This window comes from Vibrio sp. 10N.222.52.C12, assembly GCF_041474215.1.
Lineage (GTDB): Bacteria > Pseudomonadota > Gammaproteobacteria > Enterobacterales > Vibrionaceae > Vibrio > Vibrio crassostreae_C.
The window spans coordinates 38,788-52,565 of sequence record NZ_JBFRTR010000052.1; the positions used below are offsets into that span (position 1 = coordinate 38,788).

Here is a 13,778-nt window from a genome sequence, read left to right on the forward strand (position 1 = left end):
CTTTTGTCTAACGCTTTCTTTTATCTAATACTTTCTTTCATCGAATAGTTTGGCTTCTCTAGCGCGCTCGTTGTAAGTTCGCCAGAAAATGGCGATATTCTCGCTCGCAACAGCTGTCCCGCCAAAGCAGTACCGAGTGCCCACATTCAAACTGCAATTTAACGAAGAACTGCGCCCAGATCTTATCAACGGACTTGAGTCGGTAAGTTCGGTCATTGAGTCGAATATCACCATCCTCTCTGTAATCAAAACGCCCATAGACACTATTTAGAATCACATGATTGTTTCTGAACAAGCGGATCATTAAAGCTAAGCAATAAAGGCTGGCGGCAAGTGGAATAGAAGACAGGACGATGAAAAACAAAAGGCACCCAAAAATAGTGCCTTTTGCAAATAATGCGGAATACGAAGGGTTAAGCTGAAGCTTAACGAACCTTGCTGAGGTTGTGTGCGACAATTTTATCAACCATTGATGCATGGCCTAGGTTTTCACTGCGTCCGTGGCCCATTACCCAAGTAAACAAATCTGGATCATCACACTCTAATAGAGAAACAAACTCGCGCTGTTCCTGCTCTTGCAATGAATCAAAACACTCTTCGAAAAATGGCATGATGACTACATCAAGTTCTAACATGCCGCGACGGCAACCCCATTTAATTCGTGCTTTCTGCTCTGCAGTGTACATTGGCTATCCTCACCTATAATTTTTCTTTCTCGGAGTGTAACAAGTCATACGCCCTGCAACTACTATGTGAGTCACAGTCCCTATCTAAGCTCACAAAAAAACCTAGGCTGACAAAGAAACAGAACCGGATTAACATAGAGCCAAATAAAATTCTTAGGAAAGATAAAATGGATTGGAAAAACATATTTCAGCCACTCGCTCATACGCAAAATGAATCGCTTCCAGAACTGATGATGACACACGTATCAGACTGGAGTGCAATTACCATGATAGGCGATGACAAAAAGTCGTACCTACAGGGTCAAGTAACGTGCGATGTCGTCACTCTTCCTAATGATGAATCCACATTAGGCGCGCACTGTGATGCAAAAGGAAAGGTATGGAGTATCTTTCGTTTGTTCCACCACAACGGTGGCTACGCACTCATGCAACCTAAATCAGCGATTGAAGTCGAGCTCGTTGAAATCAAGAAGTACGCGGTGTTCTCTAAGGTCGATATCGAGCAAACGTCTGACGTTGTTATCGGTGTGATGGGTTCGTCAGCTAATCAATACATTGATTCTATTTCAGAAAGCCAAGGTAATGTGCGTGCTATCTCTGGTGGTACAGCGGTTCAAGTTGCAGATAACCGCTGGGCTCTACTTGTGACAGAAGAAGCCGCTGAAGCCTTGGTATCAAACAGCGCTGCGGAGAAAGTATCAGAAACACTTTGGCAATATCATGAAATTCTTGATGCTCAGCCTAACCTATCGAAAGCAGAGCAAAACGAGCACATCCCTCAAGCGCTTAACCTGCAAGCGATTGGCGGTATCAGCTTTTCAAAAGGCTGTTACACAGGTCAAGAAACGGTTGCTCGTGCTAAGTACCGTGGCATGAACAAGCGTGAGATGCGCATTGTGTCGGGCACAACTGCGGACGTGCTGTCGTTAGAAAACCCTATTGAACTGGAACGTAGTGTGGGTGAGAACTGGCGTGGCGCAGGCCGACTATTAAACGTCTATCAATTTGCTGATAACCGAGCGATTGGTTTGATGGTACTGCCAAACAACCTTGATGACGATGTTCAGCTGCGACTGACCGCGCAGCCTGATCAAACATGGAATATCCTGCCACTGCCGTACAGCCTTGACGACGAGTAACCACGTGGAAACGCAGATTACACAATGGCTGGATCAACAGCAGGTGAATTATCGCCTGCTGATGCAAAGCAAGCCAACCACCAGCATTGAAGAAACTGCACAAGAGCGAGGCATCGACGCCTCTCAAATGGTGAAGTGCATCCTGCTCAAGGATATGGGCAACCAGTATGCGTTAGCCTGTACTGCTGGCGATCGCTCTGTCGACCCCAAGAAAGTACGCTCGGTACTGAATTGCCGTCGAATGACCTGCGTGTCGCTCGCTGATGTTGAAGCGATCACCGGTTTTAAAGTGGGTTGTGTTGGTCCGCTCGCTCTCAAGAGACACATGCCGATCATTTTTGATCCTTCCATTCAAAACAACTCGACCGTAACCATTAGCTCCGGCGACCGAATGGCTGGCGTTGCGCTGGATCTCAATGATCTTATGGCGCTATGTGCACCGACCGTCGCGGACATCAGTCGATGATCGTTTAGATCATGCTTCGCAAACTTCATTTTAATATTTCATTGAGTACATTTTTAGTGTGAACCTCGTCATAAGAAGAACACACCATTAATAAATAGTTACTCAAAATAAAAGCATAAGTAGTCACAAAGTTAAATTTGCGTTATTGTAAATTTACTGACTAGCTATTAAGCAAATCAGTGCAAGTGAATCCACTGAGTAACATCAGTATCCACTTTTGTGTAATGCATCTGTGACTATTCGCCCGTTTTAGACGGGCTTTTTTTTGTCCGAAATTTACAATTTGATTACACAAACAAAAAAATCCCGCCTATTCTTATACTTGTAACATTATCACTGCTTAATACTGAACAGAAAAGTTCACGGCAGTTCACTACTCAGTATTATTTTGGGGAGGAGCTCACGTAAAAATAGATATTTACTGAAGAAAGTGCTTAGAACAGCACAAATATCTAATTAACGTCAACGCTACTGCATATAACTCCATGCTTATCACAATTATTATCTCGGAGTTTTTCTATAATATGCAGGCTAGGTAAATATAAGGATAATTAAGAATGAGACTGTTTAAGCGCTATACACCGAGTATGATTGCTAAACATGTAAGTCGACTTTTCAAAGGACGAATCTACATTTACGGCGTAGGAAAATTTGAGTTTAATAACGGTAAGCTAGTGCTACCAGACCGAGCAGAAAAACGTCACTTTCAAACAGTGAAAGAAATAAATAGTGAAATCATGAAACTGCGCTGCGCGTACGCATGACCTGATTATCTACAGAATTAAAAACAAAAAGGGTTGGCATTATGCCAACCCTTTTTTCGTACCAATTTTCGTATCAATGATGATTCGATATACCACCAGAACACTATGTCATTATCGATGAGTCACTGGACGCTTAGCTAAGTCAGGAAGATTGCCAGACAAACCCAGTGCGCGCTTCATGATCTCATCTTTCGCACCCGGTAATTGGCCCGCAAGCTTCATACCAATGCCACGAATCAGCTTCTTAGCTGGGTTATCGCCTTCAAACAGATCTTTAAAGCCCTGCATTGAAGCAATCATTTTCGCCGCCTCTGCTTTTCTCCAGCGCTCGTAGCCGCGAAGATTACGCTTGGTGCCAATGTCTTCACCCGCAGACCATAGCTTTAACAGCTCTTGCGCTAGGCTTGCTGCGTCTAATAGGCCAAGGTTCACGCCCTGCCCTGCTAATGGGTGAATGGTATGAGCAGCATCACCAACCAAAGCCACACGCTCTACCGCAAAGTCACGCGCATAACGCATGCGCAGTGGGAAGGCAAAACGGTCACCAACCACTTCACATAAGCCCAGCTTTGCATCGAACTCAGCTGTTAACTGCTTGTTGAATTCAGCATCCGACATTGATACGAGGTTCTCGGCACGATTTGGTTCCGTAGACCAAACAATCGAGCTCATGTTGCTTGGTTGCATTGGTAGGAATGCCAATGGGCCTTGAGGCGTGAAGATTTGACGAGCAACGCTGTGGTGCGGCTCTGTGGTTTTGATGTTCGCGACAATCGCACTGTGTCCGTAATCCCAATGTGTTAATGGGATATCTTGCTGCTTACGAACCCAAGAGTTTGCGCCGTCTGCTCCAACAACTAACTTAGCTGTCAGTGCTTGACCATTGCCCAATGTTAACCAAGCTTCACTTTCACCAATCGCCATCGTTTTACACGTTGCGGGCATATACAGGCTGACGTTGTCTTGTTTCTTAACCTGATCAAGCAGCGCTAATTGAATCACACGGTTTTCAACTATATGACCAAGATTAGGCTGAGCCAAGCGTGTCGAGTCAAACTCAATACGAGCGAAACTGTCTTGTTCCCACACTTCCATCGCTTGATACGGTGCAGCGCGTCTTTGTTCGATACCTTGCCATGCACCTAGATTACGAAGAATCACTTCACTAGAACGACTCAACGCGGATACACGCACATCAGGCAGCTCACTCAGCCCTTCACTAGGCGCTCTGCCTTCAATGACAGCGATTCTTAGGTCACTGTCTTTTAGGGCAGCAGCAAGCGCTAGGCCAACCATGCCACCACCAACAATCGCGATATCAACACTTTGCATCATTATTTATTACCTTATCTTTCTACTAGGCCAAGCGTATGACGCAAAAGTGGACCTTTAAGTGGTGGAAGGTTATCTATTACGGCTAACCCAAGATTACGCCCAATGCGAGCGGTCATATAATCGTTTGAGAACAGGTGAACTAGGCTTGAAGTCAACGTGATCGTTGCGTCTCGGTCTTGTTCTCTACGCTTTCTAAAGTTAACAAGACCACGGTAACGACCTACATCATCTAACTGGGTACACAACTCTTCTGCCAAGGAAGCCACATCTCGGATGCCTAGGTTAAAGCCTTGCCCCGCAATTGGGTGAAGCGTTTGAGCAGCATTACCAACAATGGCAAATCGATGAGAGATATTTTGCTGTCGGTGACGAAGAATCAGAGGGTAACTCGCGCGCTTGCCGACCTTCTCTAATCGGCCAAGTCGCCAGCCAAAGTCATTCTGCAATTGCTCAAGAAATTCATTGTCGTTTAGCGTCATCACTTTTTGTGCTTGCTCTGGTGTTAAACACCAAACCAGCGATAAACGGTTGTCACTCATCGGTAATAGAGCAACTGGCCCATGATGGGTAAAACGCTCAAATGCGCGACCTTGGTGAGGTTCACTCGCCACAATATTGGCAATCACAGCGACTTGCTCAAAGTCATGCTCACTCAATGAGATATTGAGCTGTTGGCAACAGGTTGAGATTGCACCGTCAGCAGCAACCAGTAACTTAGTGGTTACTGTTTGCCCACTTGTCAGTTCAATCGTCGTCAACGCTTCTTCACGTTCAACTTTACTAACAGACTCAGGACAAAGCATGGTAATTGCCGCTTCTGATTCAAGTTTCTGCTGATAGATTCGACCCACATCTGCTAACTCGACCACGTAGCCAAGCGCATCTACAGCAAGCTCTTCACTGTAGATGTCTGTCATTCCGGCATGCCCGCGATCCGAAACATGGATATCTTTAATCGGGGTCGCGACCGGAGCGATAGATTGCCATAAGCGCAAAGAATCCAGGATCTGCACCGTGCCATAGGACAAAGCAATCGAACGAGAATCAAACCCAGGGTGAGCTTGATGATCAACCTGATAAGGCTCCACTACCGCAATCGACAGTGAACCTTGGCTTAGGTGATTCAAAGCAAGGGCTAAGGTTGCCCCTGCCATTGCGCCACCAGCAATTACAACATCATACTGAGCCATCATAACCTCAAACCGGCCAACGAATTAATGAATGGTAGGCGCCGCATCTTCAGATGGGCGAGCACCAAATTCAGCATGAATCGTTAGTGCACACGCTTTTACGTGCTCAATAACGTGCTCTAGAAGCTGCGCTTGCTCTTCCAGATCATCTTCTTCGTCAATGCCTAGCTTAGCCATCTCTTCTAGATCAGCTAATGCTTCTTTTGTACTGTCAGACGCTTTGTTCAATTGAGCGCCAACCAAGCCTAGACCAGTAATGAAATGGTTAATCCAATCAGACACACCATCAGCCAAGTCAAATAGGCTTGCGCTTGCGTCTTCGTCAGGCAGCAACATAGACAATTCCATACCCGAACCTGTGATTTCACTGGTCGTTACTTTCAGTGTCGCTTCCGCTAGCGTTAATGCGCGATCTGGCCAACCCATGCCTTCATTGGTGTAATCGAAGATCAGTGGTTGCCAGCTTTTATCTGCAAGGCTTAAGCCTCCGCTTAACATACCCGTTAATAAACCGTGCATCTCAGCAGGGGTTACGGCTAGACTTGCCGATTGAAGTTCAGTCGCAACCGTTAGGTAGTCAGGTAAAGTAGTTTCGCTCATCAGATAGCTCGCTCAGTTATTCTTTATATCGATAGCATAATCGTACCACTTCACCCCAATTCTGGTAAGCATCGATCCCCAGCAATTGAAGGATGACTGACTACCAATTGTTCAATTTGCTGAATTACTGTGTGCTCAAGCTCTCATTTACAAACAGTCACTCTGAAAAGCTTGAATCTTAATAGCGGTTTACCTATAGTTTCTCCCTCAGAGGAGATTGCTTCCTCATCGGTACTTGCACTTTTTCTTTCTCAAAAAATGGCGAAGGGCAACAGCCTTAAAATAGCGCGTTAAAGAGTTCATCCATCATGAGTAATCAAGCGGTAGACGTTGAAATATTAGGAAAACTGACTCGAGTGAATTGTCCACCAGGGCAAGAAGAGTCATTGATTGCAGCGGCGGCCGATCTTGATAATCGATTGAAAGAGATGGCTGAACGTACTAAGGTAACCAATGAAGTGAAGCTGCTGACTATCGCAGCTCTGAATATTTGCTACGAATTACAAACCAAGAAGTTTGAAGCAAATGATGAACAAAACGCACTGACCGAGCGAATGGAACAGCTCACGACATCACTTTCAGATGTCCTCAGTAAAGTTAAGCACGGACAGCAATAGCGTACACAAAATTTACCCTGGAGTGTTTGTCAGAGGATTCACGTCCCCGAGCCGATAAGCAATCCCTAAGGGTTAGTACTTGAGTGCTATTGAGCATGCTCGGCCCGACCGAGAAGCCTACGGTAATCATTGCTGATCCGCCTTGAACTCGCTGGTTCAAGGGCCATCTATTCTCAACGGCACTTTGGGGTATCCCTTCTTATGAAGACGCTCACACGCAGCGAATTTCGCAAACAGATCCGTATCAAACGCAATGCCTTATCTGGCGACCAACAAACTCAATCCGGTATCGACTTAGTTAAGCAGTGCATGCAGCTTGATGAAATTCAGTCTGCTCAGCATATTGCCCTCTATATCTCTATCGATGGCGAACTCGATACTCAGCCTTTAATCGAATGGTTATGGGCGCAAGGTAAGCAAACTTATTTACCAGTATTGCACCCCTTCTCTGCCGGGCACCTGCTGTTTTTACACTACTCGCCAACCACACCGACGGTCTTGAATAAGTACGGTATTGTCGAACCTCAGCTCAATCAAATGCTGGTTAAACCTTGTCAGCAACTCGACCTTATTCTTACGCCCCTTGTCGGCTTTGACTCCCATGGCCATCGTTTAGGTATGGGCGGCGGATATTACGATCGCACCTTGGCAAAGTGGTTCGAGACGGGCGAAGGTGCAGCTCCTATTGGTTTGGCTCATGATTGCCAACATGTTGATACGCTACCGATTGAAGAATGGGACATTCCGTTACCTAAAATCGTGACTCCGAGTAAAACTTGGCAATGGGAAAACAACCATTAAAGCGCTATAATCGCGCCGCAAACGTTAACCTCGATATAGAAACGTTAACTCAATATCTAAACGTTAACTTCATCATTACGCAAACGATCAATTCAAAGCGCAAGACCTTATTCAGGAGAATGGCATGACTCAAGATGAAATGAAAAAAGCAGCTGGCTGGGCAGCACTTCAATATGTTGAAGAAGGCAGCATTGTAGGTGTAGGTACTGGCTCTACAGTAAATCACTTCATCGACGCACTAGGCACAATGAAAGACAAAATCAAAGGTGCGGTTTCAAGCTCTGTTGCTTCAACGCAGCGACTAGAAGAGCTAGAGATCAAAGTGTATGAGTGTAACGATGTCGCTAAGCTAGACATCTATGTTGATGGCGCAGATGAAATCAACCCAACTCGCGATATGATCAAAGGCGGCGGCGCTGCTTTGACTCGTGAAAAAATCGTAGCGGCTATCTCTGATAAGTTTGTGTGTATTGTTGACGGCACTAAAGCAGTTGATGTGTTGGGTAAATTCCCACTGCCTGTTGAAGTAATCCCAATGGCACGTTCATACGTGGCACGTGAGTTGGTTAAGCTTGGTGGTGACCCAGTTTACCGCGAAGGCTGCACAACCGATAACGGCAACGTGATCCTAGATGTGTACGGCATGGCGATCGAAAACCCGAAACAACTAGAAGATATCATCAATGGTATAGCTGGTGTGGTGACGGTTGGTCTGTTCGCTCACCGTGGTGCTGATGTGGTTATCACCGGCACGCCTGAAGGTGCAAAAATCGAAAAATAAATAATAGAAGATTGAGTTTTTCTGTTACTTCATTACATACGGTGCCCTAGGGCGCCGTTTTTTTTGCTTTATTGCTGTAAAATTATGTCTTATTCCGTAATTTTCTTACCCAAAACATTTTTTTTTTGTTACTTTATTGTTCAGAAGACGCACAGGGAAAACGTTTGTCTCCTAACAAAGTGGTGAATTTGTTCCCCTTTCAGCCATTTTGTAGCACGTGCGCCGCATTTGCCCAACCTTTCCATTTTAAGGACGAGAACAATGGCCAAAGTTTCACTGGAAAAAGAAAAAATTAAAATTCTACTTCTAGAAGGTCTTCACCCTTCTTCTGTAGAAGTACTGCAAGCCGCTGGTTACACAAACATTGAGTACCACAAAGGCTCGCTACCGGAAGATGAACTTCTTGAAGCAGTAAAAGATGCTCATTTCATTGGTATTCGTTCTCGCACTAATATCTCCCAAGAAGTTATTGATGCAGCTGAAAAGCTGGTTGCCGTCGGTTGTTTCTGTATTGGTACTAACCAAGTCAACCTTCAAGCAGCAGCAAAACGCGGTATCCCTGTGTTCAACGCACCGTTCTCAAACACTCGAAGCGTTGCTGAGCTCGTTCTTGGTCAGGTTCTATTGCTACTACGTGGCATTCCAGAAAAGAACGCGCTTGCACACCGTGGCATCTGGAAAAAGAGTGCCGACAACTCTTACGAAGCCCGTGGTAAGCGTTTAGGTATTATTGGCTACGGTCACATCGGTACTCAACTGGGTATTATTGCTGAAAACCTTGGCATGCGTGTTTACTTCTACGACATTGAAAACAAACTGTCTCTGGGTAACGCAACGCAAGTTCATACCATGACGGAATTACTGAACAAGTGTGACGTAATCTCTTTGCATGTACCTGAAACCAACGAAACAAAAGACATGATGGGTAAAGAAGAGTTCGAGCGCATGAAGCCTGGTTCTATCTTTATCAACGCAGCTCGTGGCACGGTAGTCGATATTCCTGCTCTGTGTGGCGCTCTGGAGTCTGGACACCTTGCAGGTGCGGCTATTGATGTTTTCCCAACAGAACCAAAAACCAATGCAGACCCGTTTGAGTCTCCATTAATGCAGTTCGATAACGTGATCCTAACGCCTCACGTGGGTGGTTCAACTCAAGAAGCACAAGAGAACATTGGTGTTGAAGTTGCTGGTAAGCTAGCGAAATACTCTGATAACGGCTCTACGCTATCAAGTGTTAACTTCCCTGAGGTATCACTACCACTGCATACTGGAACGTCTCGTTTATTACACATTCACGAAAACCGCCCAGGCATCCTAACTCAGATCAACACCATCTTCGCTGAGGAAGGGATCAACATCGCGGGTCAATACCTACAGACTGCGGCTGATATGGGTTATGTCGTTATCGATGTAGAAGCCGATCGCTCTGAAGAAGCACTGCTTAAACTGAAAGAGATCGAAGGCACAATCCGTGCTCGTCTTCTTCACTAATCATCGCACTCAAAATGCATAAAAAAGGCTCTCATCATGAGAGCCTTTTTAGCATTTGGCCTATCGTAGGTAATTAGGTCGTCATGATCCAAAACCTTCTATAGCACTGTCATTACTCTTCGATCTGGTAGATCACATTCACGCGATCACGAATGGTGATCGTTGAGTCTTCATAAGAGTTCGATTCTGTTCTTGCATCCATCGCCATTGAACGCATGAGTACTGGCTGAGAAGATTGGGCGTTGTAATCCACGCGCCATACATCACCTAACTCGCGCTCAAAACCACTCGCCAATGATTTAGCTTTTGATGTCGCATCTTTAATGGCTTCTAAGCGCGCTTGCTCTTGATACTTAGCTTGGTCGCGAACTTGCAGTTGGATGTTGTCGATCTGATTAATGCCTTCTCCAATCGCAATATCCATGTACTCATTAAGATTAGCTAGCTCAGTCACTTGAACGGTCACATTACGTGAGGCGCGGTAGCCAACCAGTTCCGGTTTGCCATCTTTCGGGTAATGATATTGAGGAGATAAATACAGGTTAGAGCTGTGTACACTCGCCTCATCAACACCAGCTTGATGCAGCTTGTTTAGAAAGCCTGTCACGACTTTATCAACGGTATTTTTAGCCTGTTCAGCAGTCATCGTCGATTCCACGACTCTCACAGAGAATGTCGCCATATCAGGTGTAGCGATCACTTCACCATAGCCTGTCGTTGAAATATGAGGAAAGGATGGAGAGTCAGCCAATGATGGAAAACTCACAGCACTCAACGCCGCAGTAAGAGTAAGAGACGTTGCTAACATCTTTGGTACAAGCTTCATTAGGTATGACCTATGCTAAACAAATGTCCTTTCATCATAGAGCAATTTATCGTTTAGCCAATCCAGAGCACACACTTCTAACAGAACTTTGACGCTGAAAAAACCAACAGTTTACTGAGGTAAGTGATTGTGAGCAAAACTCAATATTGCTTGGGATACTTCTTTTAATACTCCGCTCTCAAGCTGCCAATGGTGCCAATAGATGCGATAAGAGAGCAGAAAGCCAGGGGTAATATCAATCAGAGCACCAGACTCGAGCTCATCGATAATCTGTAATCGGGGGATCAAGCAATAGGCTACACCCGATAATGCCAAGCGCACAAATGCTTCTGAACTGCCGACTGTATGATTGATCACACTGTCTCTCGGGACGTTAAAATGATCATGCAGAAACTTCTTATGCAGATCATCGTATTGATCATAGGAAACCGCAGGTGCTTTGCTTAAGGTGGCGTAGTTTACGCCCTCTGCAAAGTAACGCTGATGAAAGTCAGGGCTAGCCACGCACACATAATCCATCCTACCGAGATAGTCAGCACTGCAGCCAGGAATCGCTTGAGACTCCAAACTGATTGCACCGGCCACCTCGCCACTTTTAATCTTTTCAATGGTTCTCGACTCACCATGAATCGCGAGGTTCAACTCGACTTGGCGAGACTTAATCACATCCGACAAAGCTGGTAGCAACCATGTCGCCAAACTATCAGCGTTGGTGGCTATGGATATCGATAGTGGTTGATTACCCTCTTCATTCATCAACTCAGGCACAAGCTCGTGCTCTAACAAACGAACACGGCGATATAAGCCCAGTAGTTTTTTACCCGCAGGCGTTGGCCTAGGCGGGCTTTCTCTCACCAAGGCTGGCTGAGCCAACCACTTTTCCAGCTGTTTGATGCGTTGAGATACCGCCGACTGGGAGATATATAACTGCTCAGCAGCCCTTTCGAAGCTACGTTGTTTTACTACAGCATCCAGTGCTTCAATCCATTTATAATCCAATCCGCGCATCAATTTGCTTCCTTTTTAAGCTAACTCACCACCACATTAGCAACTCTAATAATGGATTAAAATCATTAATTATACTTATTTAAAGGGTCAGAGTATCTTCGCCATATAGCACGTAAATATCGTTAAATAAGTGGAGGTTAAAATGAGTTTTTGGGTTTTATTACAAGGTTTTGGTCTAGGGGCAAGTATGATTATCCCTATTGGCGCTCAGAATGCGTACGTCCTAAATCAAGGGATAAAACGCAATCATCATTTAACGACAGCAACGATTTGTAGCCTGCTCGATACTCTGTTTATCTCATTAGGCATTTTTGGCGGCGGAGCGATCTTGTCGCAAAATGAATTACTGCTTACCTCAGTGACACTAGGTGGCATCGCTTTTCTGACTGTGTATGGTTTGCTCTCACTACGCAGTGCATTCAAAGTGCGCACCAGTGATGAGTCGAAAGGTGAGATATTAGCGCGTGGCAAGCGCACCGTTATTTTAGGGGCATTGGCAGTAACAGTATTAAACCCACATCTCTATTTGGATACCGTGGTAATTCTTGGATCCATTGGTGGGCAATTTGAAGGCAACGACAGAATTGCATTTGCTATGGGGACTATATTGGCTTCGTTCGTCTGGTTCTATTCTTTGTCATTAGGCGCTGCAAAACTAGGCCCGACGCTATCTAAACCTAAGGTTAAGAAAGGCATTGATATCGCAGTCGCAACCATGATGTTCGCCATAGCAACGGTGCTTACCGATGGACTTATTGAGCAATACTGGTAAATCTATTTAGCTTCATGAAACCAACAAAAAAGGCGGATAATCTAAGTTATCCGCCTTTCCTTATAAAAGCTTATAGTTATAAAAACTAACTAGGAATTAAGCTTCTACTTTATTCATGTGTACATCCATTTGCGGGAATGGAATTTCGATACCCTCGTTATCCAAGCCTTCTTTGATTGCTTGCATCAGGTCGAAATAAACATTCCAGTAGTCAGCAGTGCTAACCCATGGACGAACAACGAAGTTAACTGAAGAATCAGCAAGCGTATGAACACCAACTTGAACGCCAGGTTCTTTCAGTACACGCTCATCAGATTCACAGATCTTAGTCAGTAGCGCTTTTGTCTTCTGAAGATCAGCGTTGTAAGAAACACCAATCATTAGATCAATACGGCGCGTCGCATGACGAGAATAGTTTGTGATTGGGCTGCCGATAACGCTACCGTTAGGTACTACAACCATTTTGTTGTCTGGCGTTGTTAGAACCGTTTGGAAGATTTGAATAGAATCAACTGAACCTGCCACACCACCAATTTCCACATAGTCACCAGACTTAAATGGACGGAATGCAACGATAAGTACACCAGCAGCAAAGTTAGATAGTGAGCCTTGTAGTGCAAGACCAACGGCTAAACCAGCCGCACCAATAACAGCAACTACAGATGCCGTTTGAACACCTAAACGACCAAGTGCAGCAATTAAAACAATCACAAACAACAAGTAACGAACTAAACCATGGACGAACTCCACAACTGCTCGGTCCATTTTCTTCTTCTGAAGAACCTTAGACACGCTATTCGCTACTGCTTTAACAATAAGGTTACCAATAAATAGAATTATCAGTGCTGAAATGATATTTACGCCATATTGGATAAATAAATCTGAATTATTTGTTAACCACTGCTCTGCTTGAGACAAACCATCCACAAGTGGAGTCTCAATCGCTGTCGAACTATCAGCCATAATGTGCATCCTCTATATAATATGCTATGGGCTAAACTGCCTTAAGCCTCATTTACTCTGCAATATAATAAACAGTGTAATTACCGTTAAGTCATTGTGTTAAAAGTAAATTAAAGCCAAGTCCTTTTTATAAACTGAACCAAGTTCAGTTTTTCGGCACGATATCCTATCTTTGACAGATTGCAAAGTCATATTTATGTAAGCTTTTGAATTATTAAAACTTACCGATAAACACAAATACCGATAACTAAAAGACTACGAAATTTATTCACCGCACGCTAGGTTTTTCACATATTTAGTACAAGTTTTTATCAGATATAAAAAAACCCGCTCAATGAG

The 13,778-nt window shown here is 44.7% G+C and carries 16 protein-coding genes and 1 other RNA gene; 9 read left to right on the top strand and 8 right to left on the bottom strand.

Annotated elements, in window-relative coordinates; all coding sequences use genetic code 11:
- Positions 1-58: 58 nt before the first annotated feature.
- Together AB4623_RS10525 and AB4623_RS10530 are read right to left on the bottom strand one after the other, a co-directional pair.
- Positions 59-478 carry a protein YgfX gene (locus AB4623_RS10525; protein ID WP_324295273.1) on the bottom strand — a complete coding sequence of 140 codons (420 nt, stop codon included), beginning with the start codon at positions 476-478 and terminating at the stop codon, positions 59-61.
- On the bottom strand, positions 426-686 hold the full coding sequence (locus AB4623_RS10530) for a succinate dehydrogenase assembly factor 2 (protein WP_004735374.1): 261 nt from the start codon (positions 684-686) through the stop codon (positions 426-428). The genes AB4623_RS10525 and AB4623_RS10530 overlap by 53 nt, the downstream gene beginning before the upstream one ends.
- A gap of 167 nt (positions 687-853) precedes the next feature.
- On the opposite strand from AB4623_RS10530, the gene ygfZ reads away from it, so the two are divergent.
- From ygfZ to AB4623_RS10545, 3 genes are all read left to right on the top strand, one after another.
- Positions 854-1,825, top strand: coding sequence for a tRNA-modifying protein YgfZ (gene ygfZ, locus AB4623_RS10535; protein WP_102398276.1), 972 nt, complete (start codon positions 854-856; stop codon positions 1,823-1,825).
- Positions 1,826-1,829: 4 nt separating this feature from the next.
- Positions 1,830-2,291, top strand: a complete 462-nt coding sequence (locus AB4623_RS10540) for an aminoacyl-tRNA deacylase (RefSeq protein WP_029235114.1) — start codon at positions 1,830-1,832, stop codon at positions 2,289-2,291.
- 557 nt (positions 2,292-2,848) lie between these two features.
- Positions 2,849-3,055, top strand: coding sequence for a DUF1107 domain-containing protein (locus AB4623_RS10545; protein WP_372146360.1), 207 nt, complete (start codon positions 2,849-2,851; stop codon positions 3,053-3,055).
- A gap of 111 nt (positions 3,056-3,166) precedes the next feature.
- On the opposite strand, the gene AB4623_RS10550 is transcribed toward AB4623_RS10545, so the two are convergent.
- From AB4623_RS10550 to AB4623_RS10560, 3 genes are read right to left on the bottom strand one after another with little or no spacing between them, the layout of a single operon-like run.
- Positions 3,167-4,390 carry an FAD-dependent 2-octaprenylphenol hydroxylase gene (locus AB4623_RS10550; protein WP_372146362.1) on the bottom strand — a complete coding sequence of 408 codons (1,224 nt, stop codon included), beginning with the start codon at positions 4,388-4,390 and terminating at the stop codon, positions 3,167-3,169.
- Positions 4,391-4,401: 11 nt separating this feature from the next.
- Positions 4,402-5,580, bottom strand: a complete 1,179-nt coding sequence (ubiH, locus tag AB4623_RS10555) for a 2-octaprenyl-6-methoxyphenyl hydroxylase (RefSeq protein ID WP_017059054.1) — start codon at positions 5,578-5,580, stop codon at positions 4,402-4,404.
- A gap of 24 nt (positions 5,581-5,604) precedes the next feature.
- A complete protein-coding gene (locus AB4623_RS10560; RefSeq protein WP_017059055.1) occupies positions 5,605-6,180 on the bottom strand; it encodes a YecA family protein in 576 nt (191 codons plus the stop codon).
- A gap of 308 nt (positions 6,181-6,488) precedes the next feature.
- On the opposite strand from AB4623_RS10560, the gene zapA reads away from it, so the two are divergent.
- The 5 genes from zapA (at position 6,489) to serA (ending at position 9,870) form a co-directional block, all read left to right on the top strand.
- Complete coding sequence (gene zapA, locus AB4623_RS10565; protein WP_004735366.1) at positions 6,489-6,797, top strand: cell division protein ZapA; 309 nt, start codon at positions 6,489-6,491, stop codon at positions 6,795-6,797.
- Positions 6,798-6,808: 11 nt separating this feature from the next.
- Positions 6,809-6,992, top strand: a non-coding RNA gene (ssrS, locus tag AB4623_RS10570) — 6S RNA.
- A 6-nt stretch (positions 6,993-6,998) separates the two neighbouring features.
- The gene (locus AB4623_RS10575) at positions 6,999-7,598 is read left to right on the top strand and encodes a 5-formyltetrahydrofolate cyclo-ligase (protein WP_017059056.1); all 600 of its coding nucleotides are present in this window, start codon (positions 6,999-7,001) and stop codon (positions 7,596-7,598) included.
- Positions 7,599-7,722: 124 nt separating this feature from the next.
- On the top strand, positions 7,723-8,379 hold the full coding sequence (gene rpiA, locus AB4623_RS10580; protein WP_372146364.1) for a ribose-5-phosphate isomerase RpiA: 657 nt from the start codon (positions 7,723-7,725) through the stop codon (positions 8,377-8,379).
- 261 nt (positions 8,380-8,640) lie between these two features.
- Positions 8,641-9,870, top strand: a complete 1,230-nt coding sequence (serA, locus tag AB4623_RS10585) for a phosphoglycerate dehydrogenase (protein WP_017059058.1) — start codon at positions 8,641-8,643, stop codon at positions 9,868-9,870.
- Between the two features lie 112 nt (positions 9,871-9,982).
- On the opposite strand, the gene AB4623_RS10590 is transcribed toward serA, so the two are convergent.
- Positions 9,983-10,696 carry an oxidative stress defense protein gene (locus AB4623_RS10590; protein WP_017059059.1) on the bottom strand — a complete coding sequence of 238 codons (714 nt, stop codon included), beginning with the start codon at positions 10,694-10,696 and terminating at the stop codon, positions 9,983-9,985.
- Positions 10,697-10,807: 111 nt separating this feature from the next.
- Positions 10,808-11,704, bottom strand: a complete 897-nt coding sequence (locus tag AB4623_RS10595; protein WP_017068706.1) for a LysR family transcriptional regulator ArgP — start codon at positions 11,702-11,704, stop codon at positions 10,808-10,810.
- 142 nt (positions 11,705-11,846) lie between these two features.
- On the opposite strand from AB4623_RS10595, the gene AB4623_RS10600 reads away from it, so the two are divergent.
- Positions 11,847-12,476, top strand: coding sequence for a LysE/ArgO family amino acid transporter (locus AB4623_RS10600; protein ID WP_017059061.1), 630 nt, complete (start codon positions 11,847-11,849; stop codon positions 12,474-12,476).
- Positions 12,477-12,572: 96 nt separating this feature from the next.
- On the opposite strand, the gene mscS is transcribed toward AB4623_RS10600, so the two are convergent.
- On the bottom strand, positions 12,573-13,439 hold the full coding sequence (gene mscS, locus AB4623_RS10605) for a small-conductance mechanosensitive channel MscS (protein WP_017063201.1): 867 nt from the start codon (positions 13,437-13,439) through the stop codon (positions 12,573-12,575).
- Positions 13,440-13,778 lie beyond the last annotated feature (339 nt).

What these genes read in the sequence shown, in the direction of transcription:
- AB4623_RS10525 (WP_324295273.1), bottom strand. Translation starts at nt 478, where the DNA reads ATGCATCAATGGTTGATAAAATTGTCGCACACAACCTCAGCAAGGTTC.
- AB4623_RS10530 (WP_004735374.1), bottom strand. Translation starts at nt 686, where the DNA reads ATGTACACTGCAGAGCAGAAAGCACGAATTAAATGGGGTTGCCGTCGC.
- ygfZ (WP_102398276.1), top strand. Translation starts at nt 854, where the DNA reads ATGGATTGGAAAAACATATTTCAGCCACTCGCTCATACGCAAAATGAA.
- AB4623_RS10545 (WP_372146360.1), top strand. Translation starts at nt 2,849, where the DNA reads ATGAGACTGTTTAAGCGCTATACACCGAGTATGATTGCTAAACATGTA.
- AB4623_RS10550 (WP_372146362.1), bottom strand. Translation starts at nt 4,390, where the DNA reads ATGATGCAAAGTGTTGATATCGCGATTGTTGGTGGTGGCATGGTTGGC.
- ubiH (WP_017059054.1), bottom strand. Translation starts at nt 5,580, where the DNA reads ATGGCTCAGTATGATGTTGTAATTGCTGGTGGCGCAATGGCAGGGGCA.
- AB4623_RS10560 (WP_017059055.1), bottom strand. Translation starts at nt 6,180, where the DNA reads ATGAGCGAAACTACTTTACCTGACTACCTAACGGTTGCGACTGAACTT.
- zapA (WP_004735366.1), top strand. Translation starts at nt 6,489, where the DNA reads ATGAGTAATCAAGCGGTAGACGTTGAAATATTAGGAAAACTGACTCGA.
- AB4623_RS10575 (WP_017059056.1), top strand. Translation starts at nt 6,999, where the DNA reads ATGAAGACGCTCACACGCAGCGAATTTCGCAAACAGATCCGTATCAAA.
- rpiA (WP_372146364.1), top strand. Translation starts at nt 7,723, where the DNA reads ATGACTCAAGATGAAATGAAAAAAGCAGCTGGCTGGGCAGCACTTCAA.
- serA (WP_017059058.1), top strand. Translation starts at nt 8,641, where the DNA reads ATGGCCAAAGTTTCACTGGAAAAAGAAAAAATTAAAATTCTACTTCTA.
- AB4623_RS10590 (WP_017059059.1), bottom strand. Translation starts at nt 10,696, where the DNA reads ATGAAGCTTGTACCAAAGATGTTAGCAACGTCTCTTACTCTTACTGCG.
- AB4623_RS10595 (WP_017068706.1), bottom strand. Translation starts at nt 11,704, where the DNA reads ATGCGCGGATTGGATTATAAATGGATTGAAGCACTGGATGCTGTAGTA.
- AB4623_RS10600 (WP_017059061.1), top strand. Translation starts at nt 11,847, where the DNA reads ATGAGTTTTTGGGTTTTATTACAAGGTTTTGGTCTAGGGGCAAGTATG.
- mscS (WP_017063201.1), bottom strand. Translation starts at nt 13,439, where the DNA reads ATGGCTGATAGTTCGACAGCGATTGAGACTCCACTTGTGGATGGTTTG.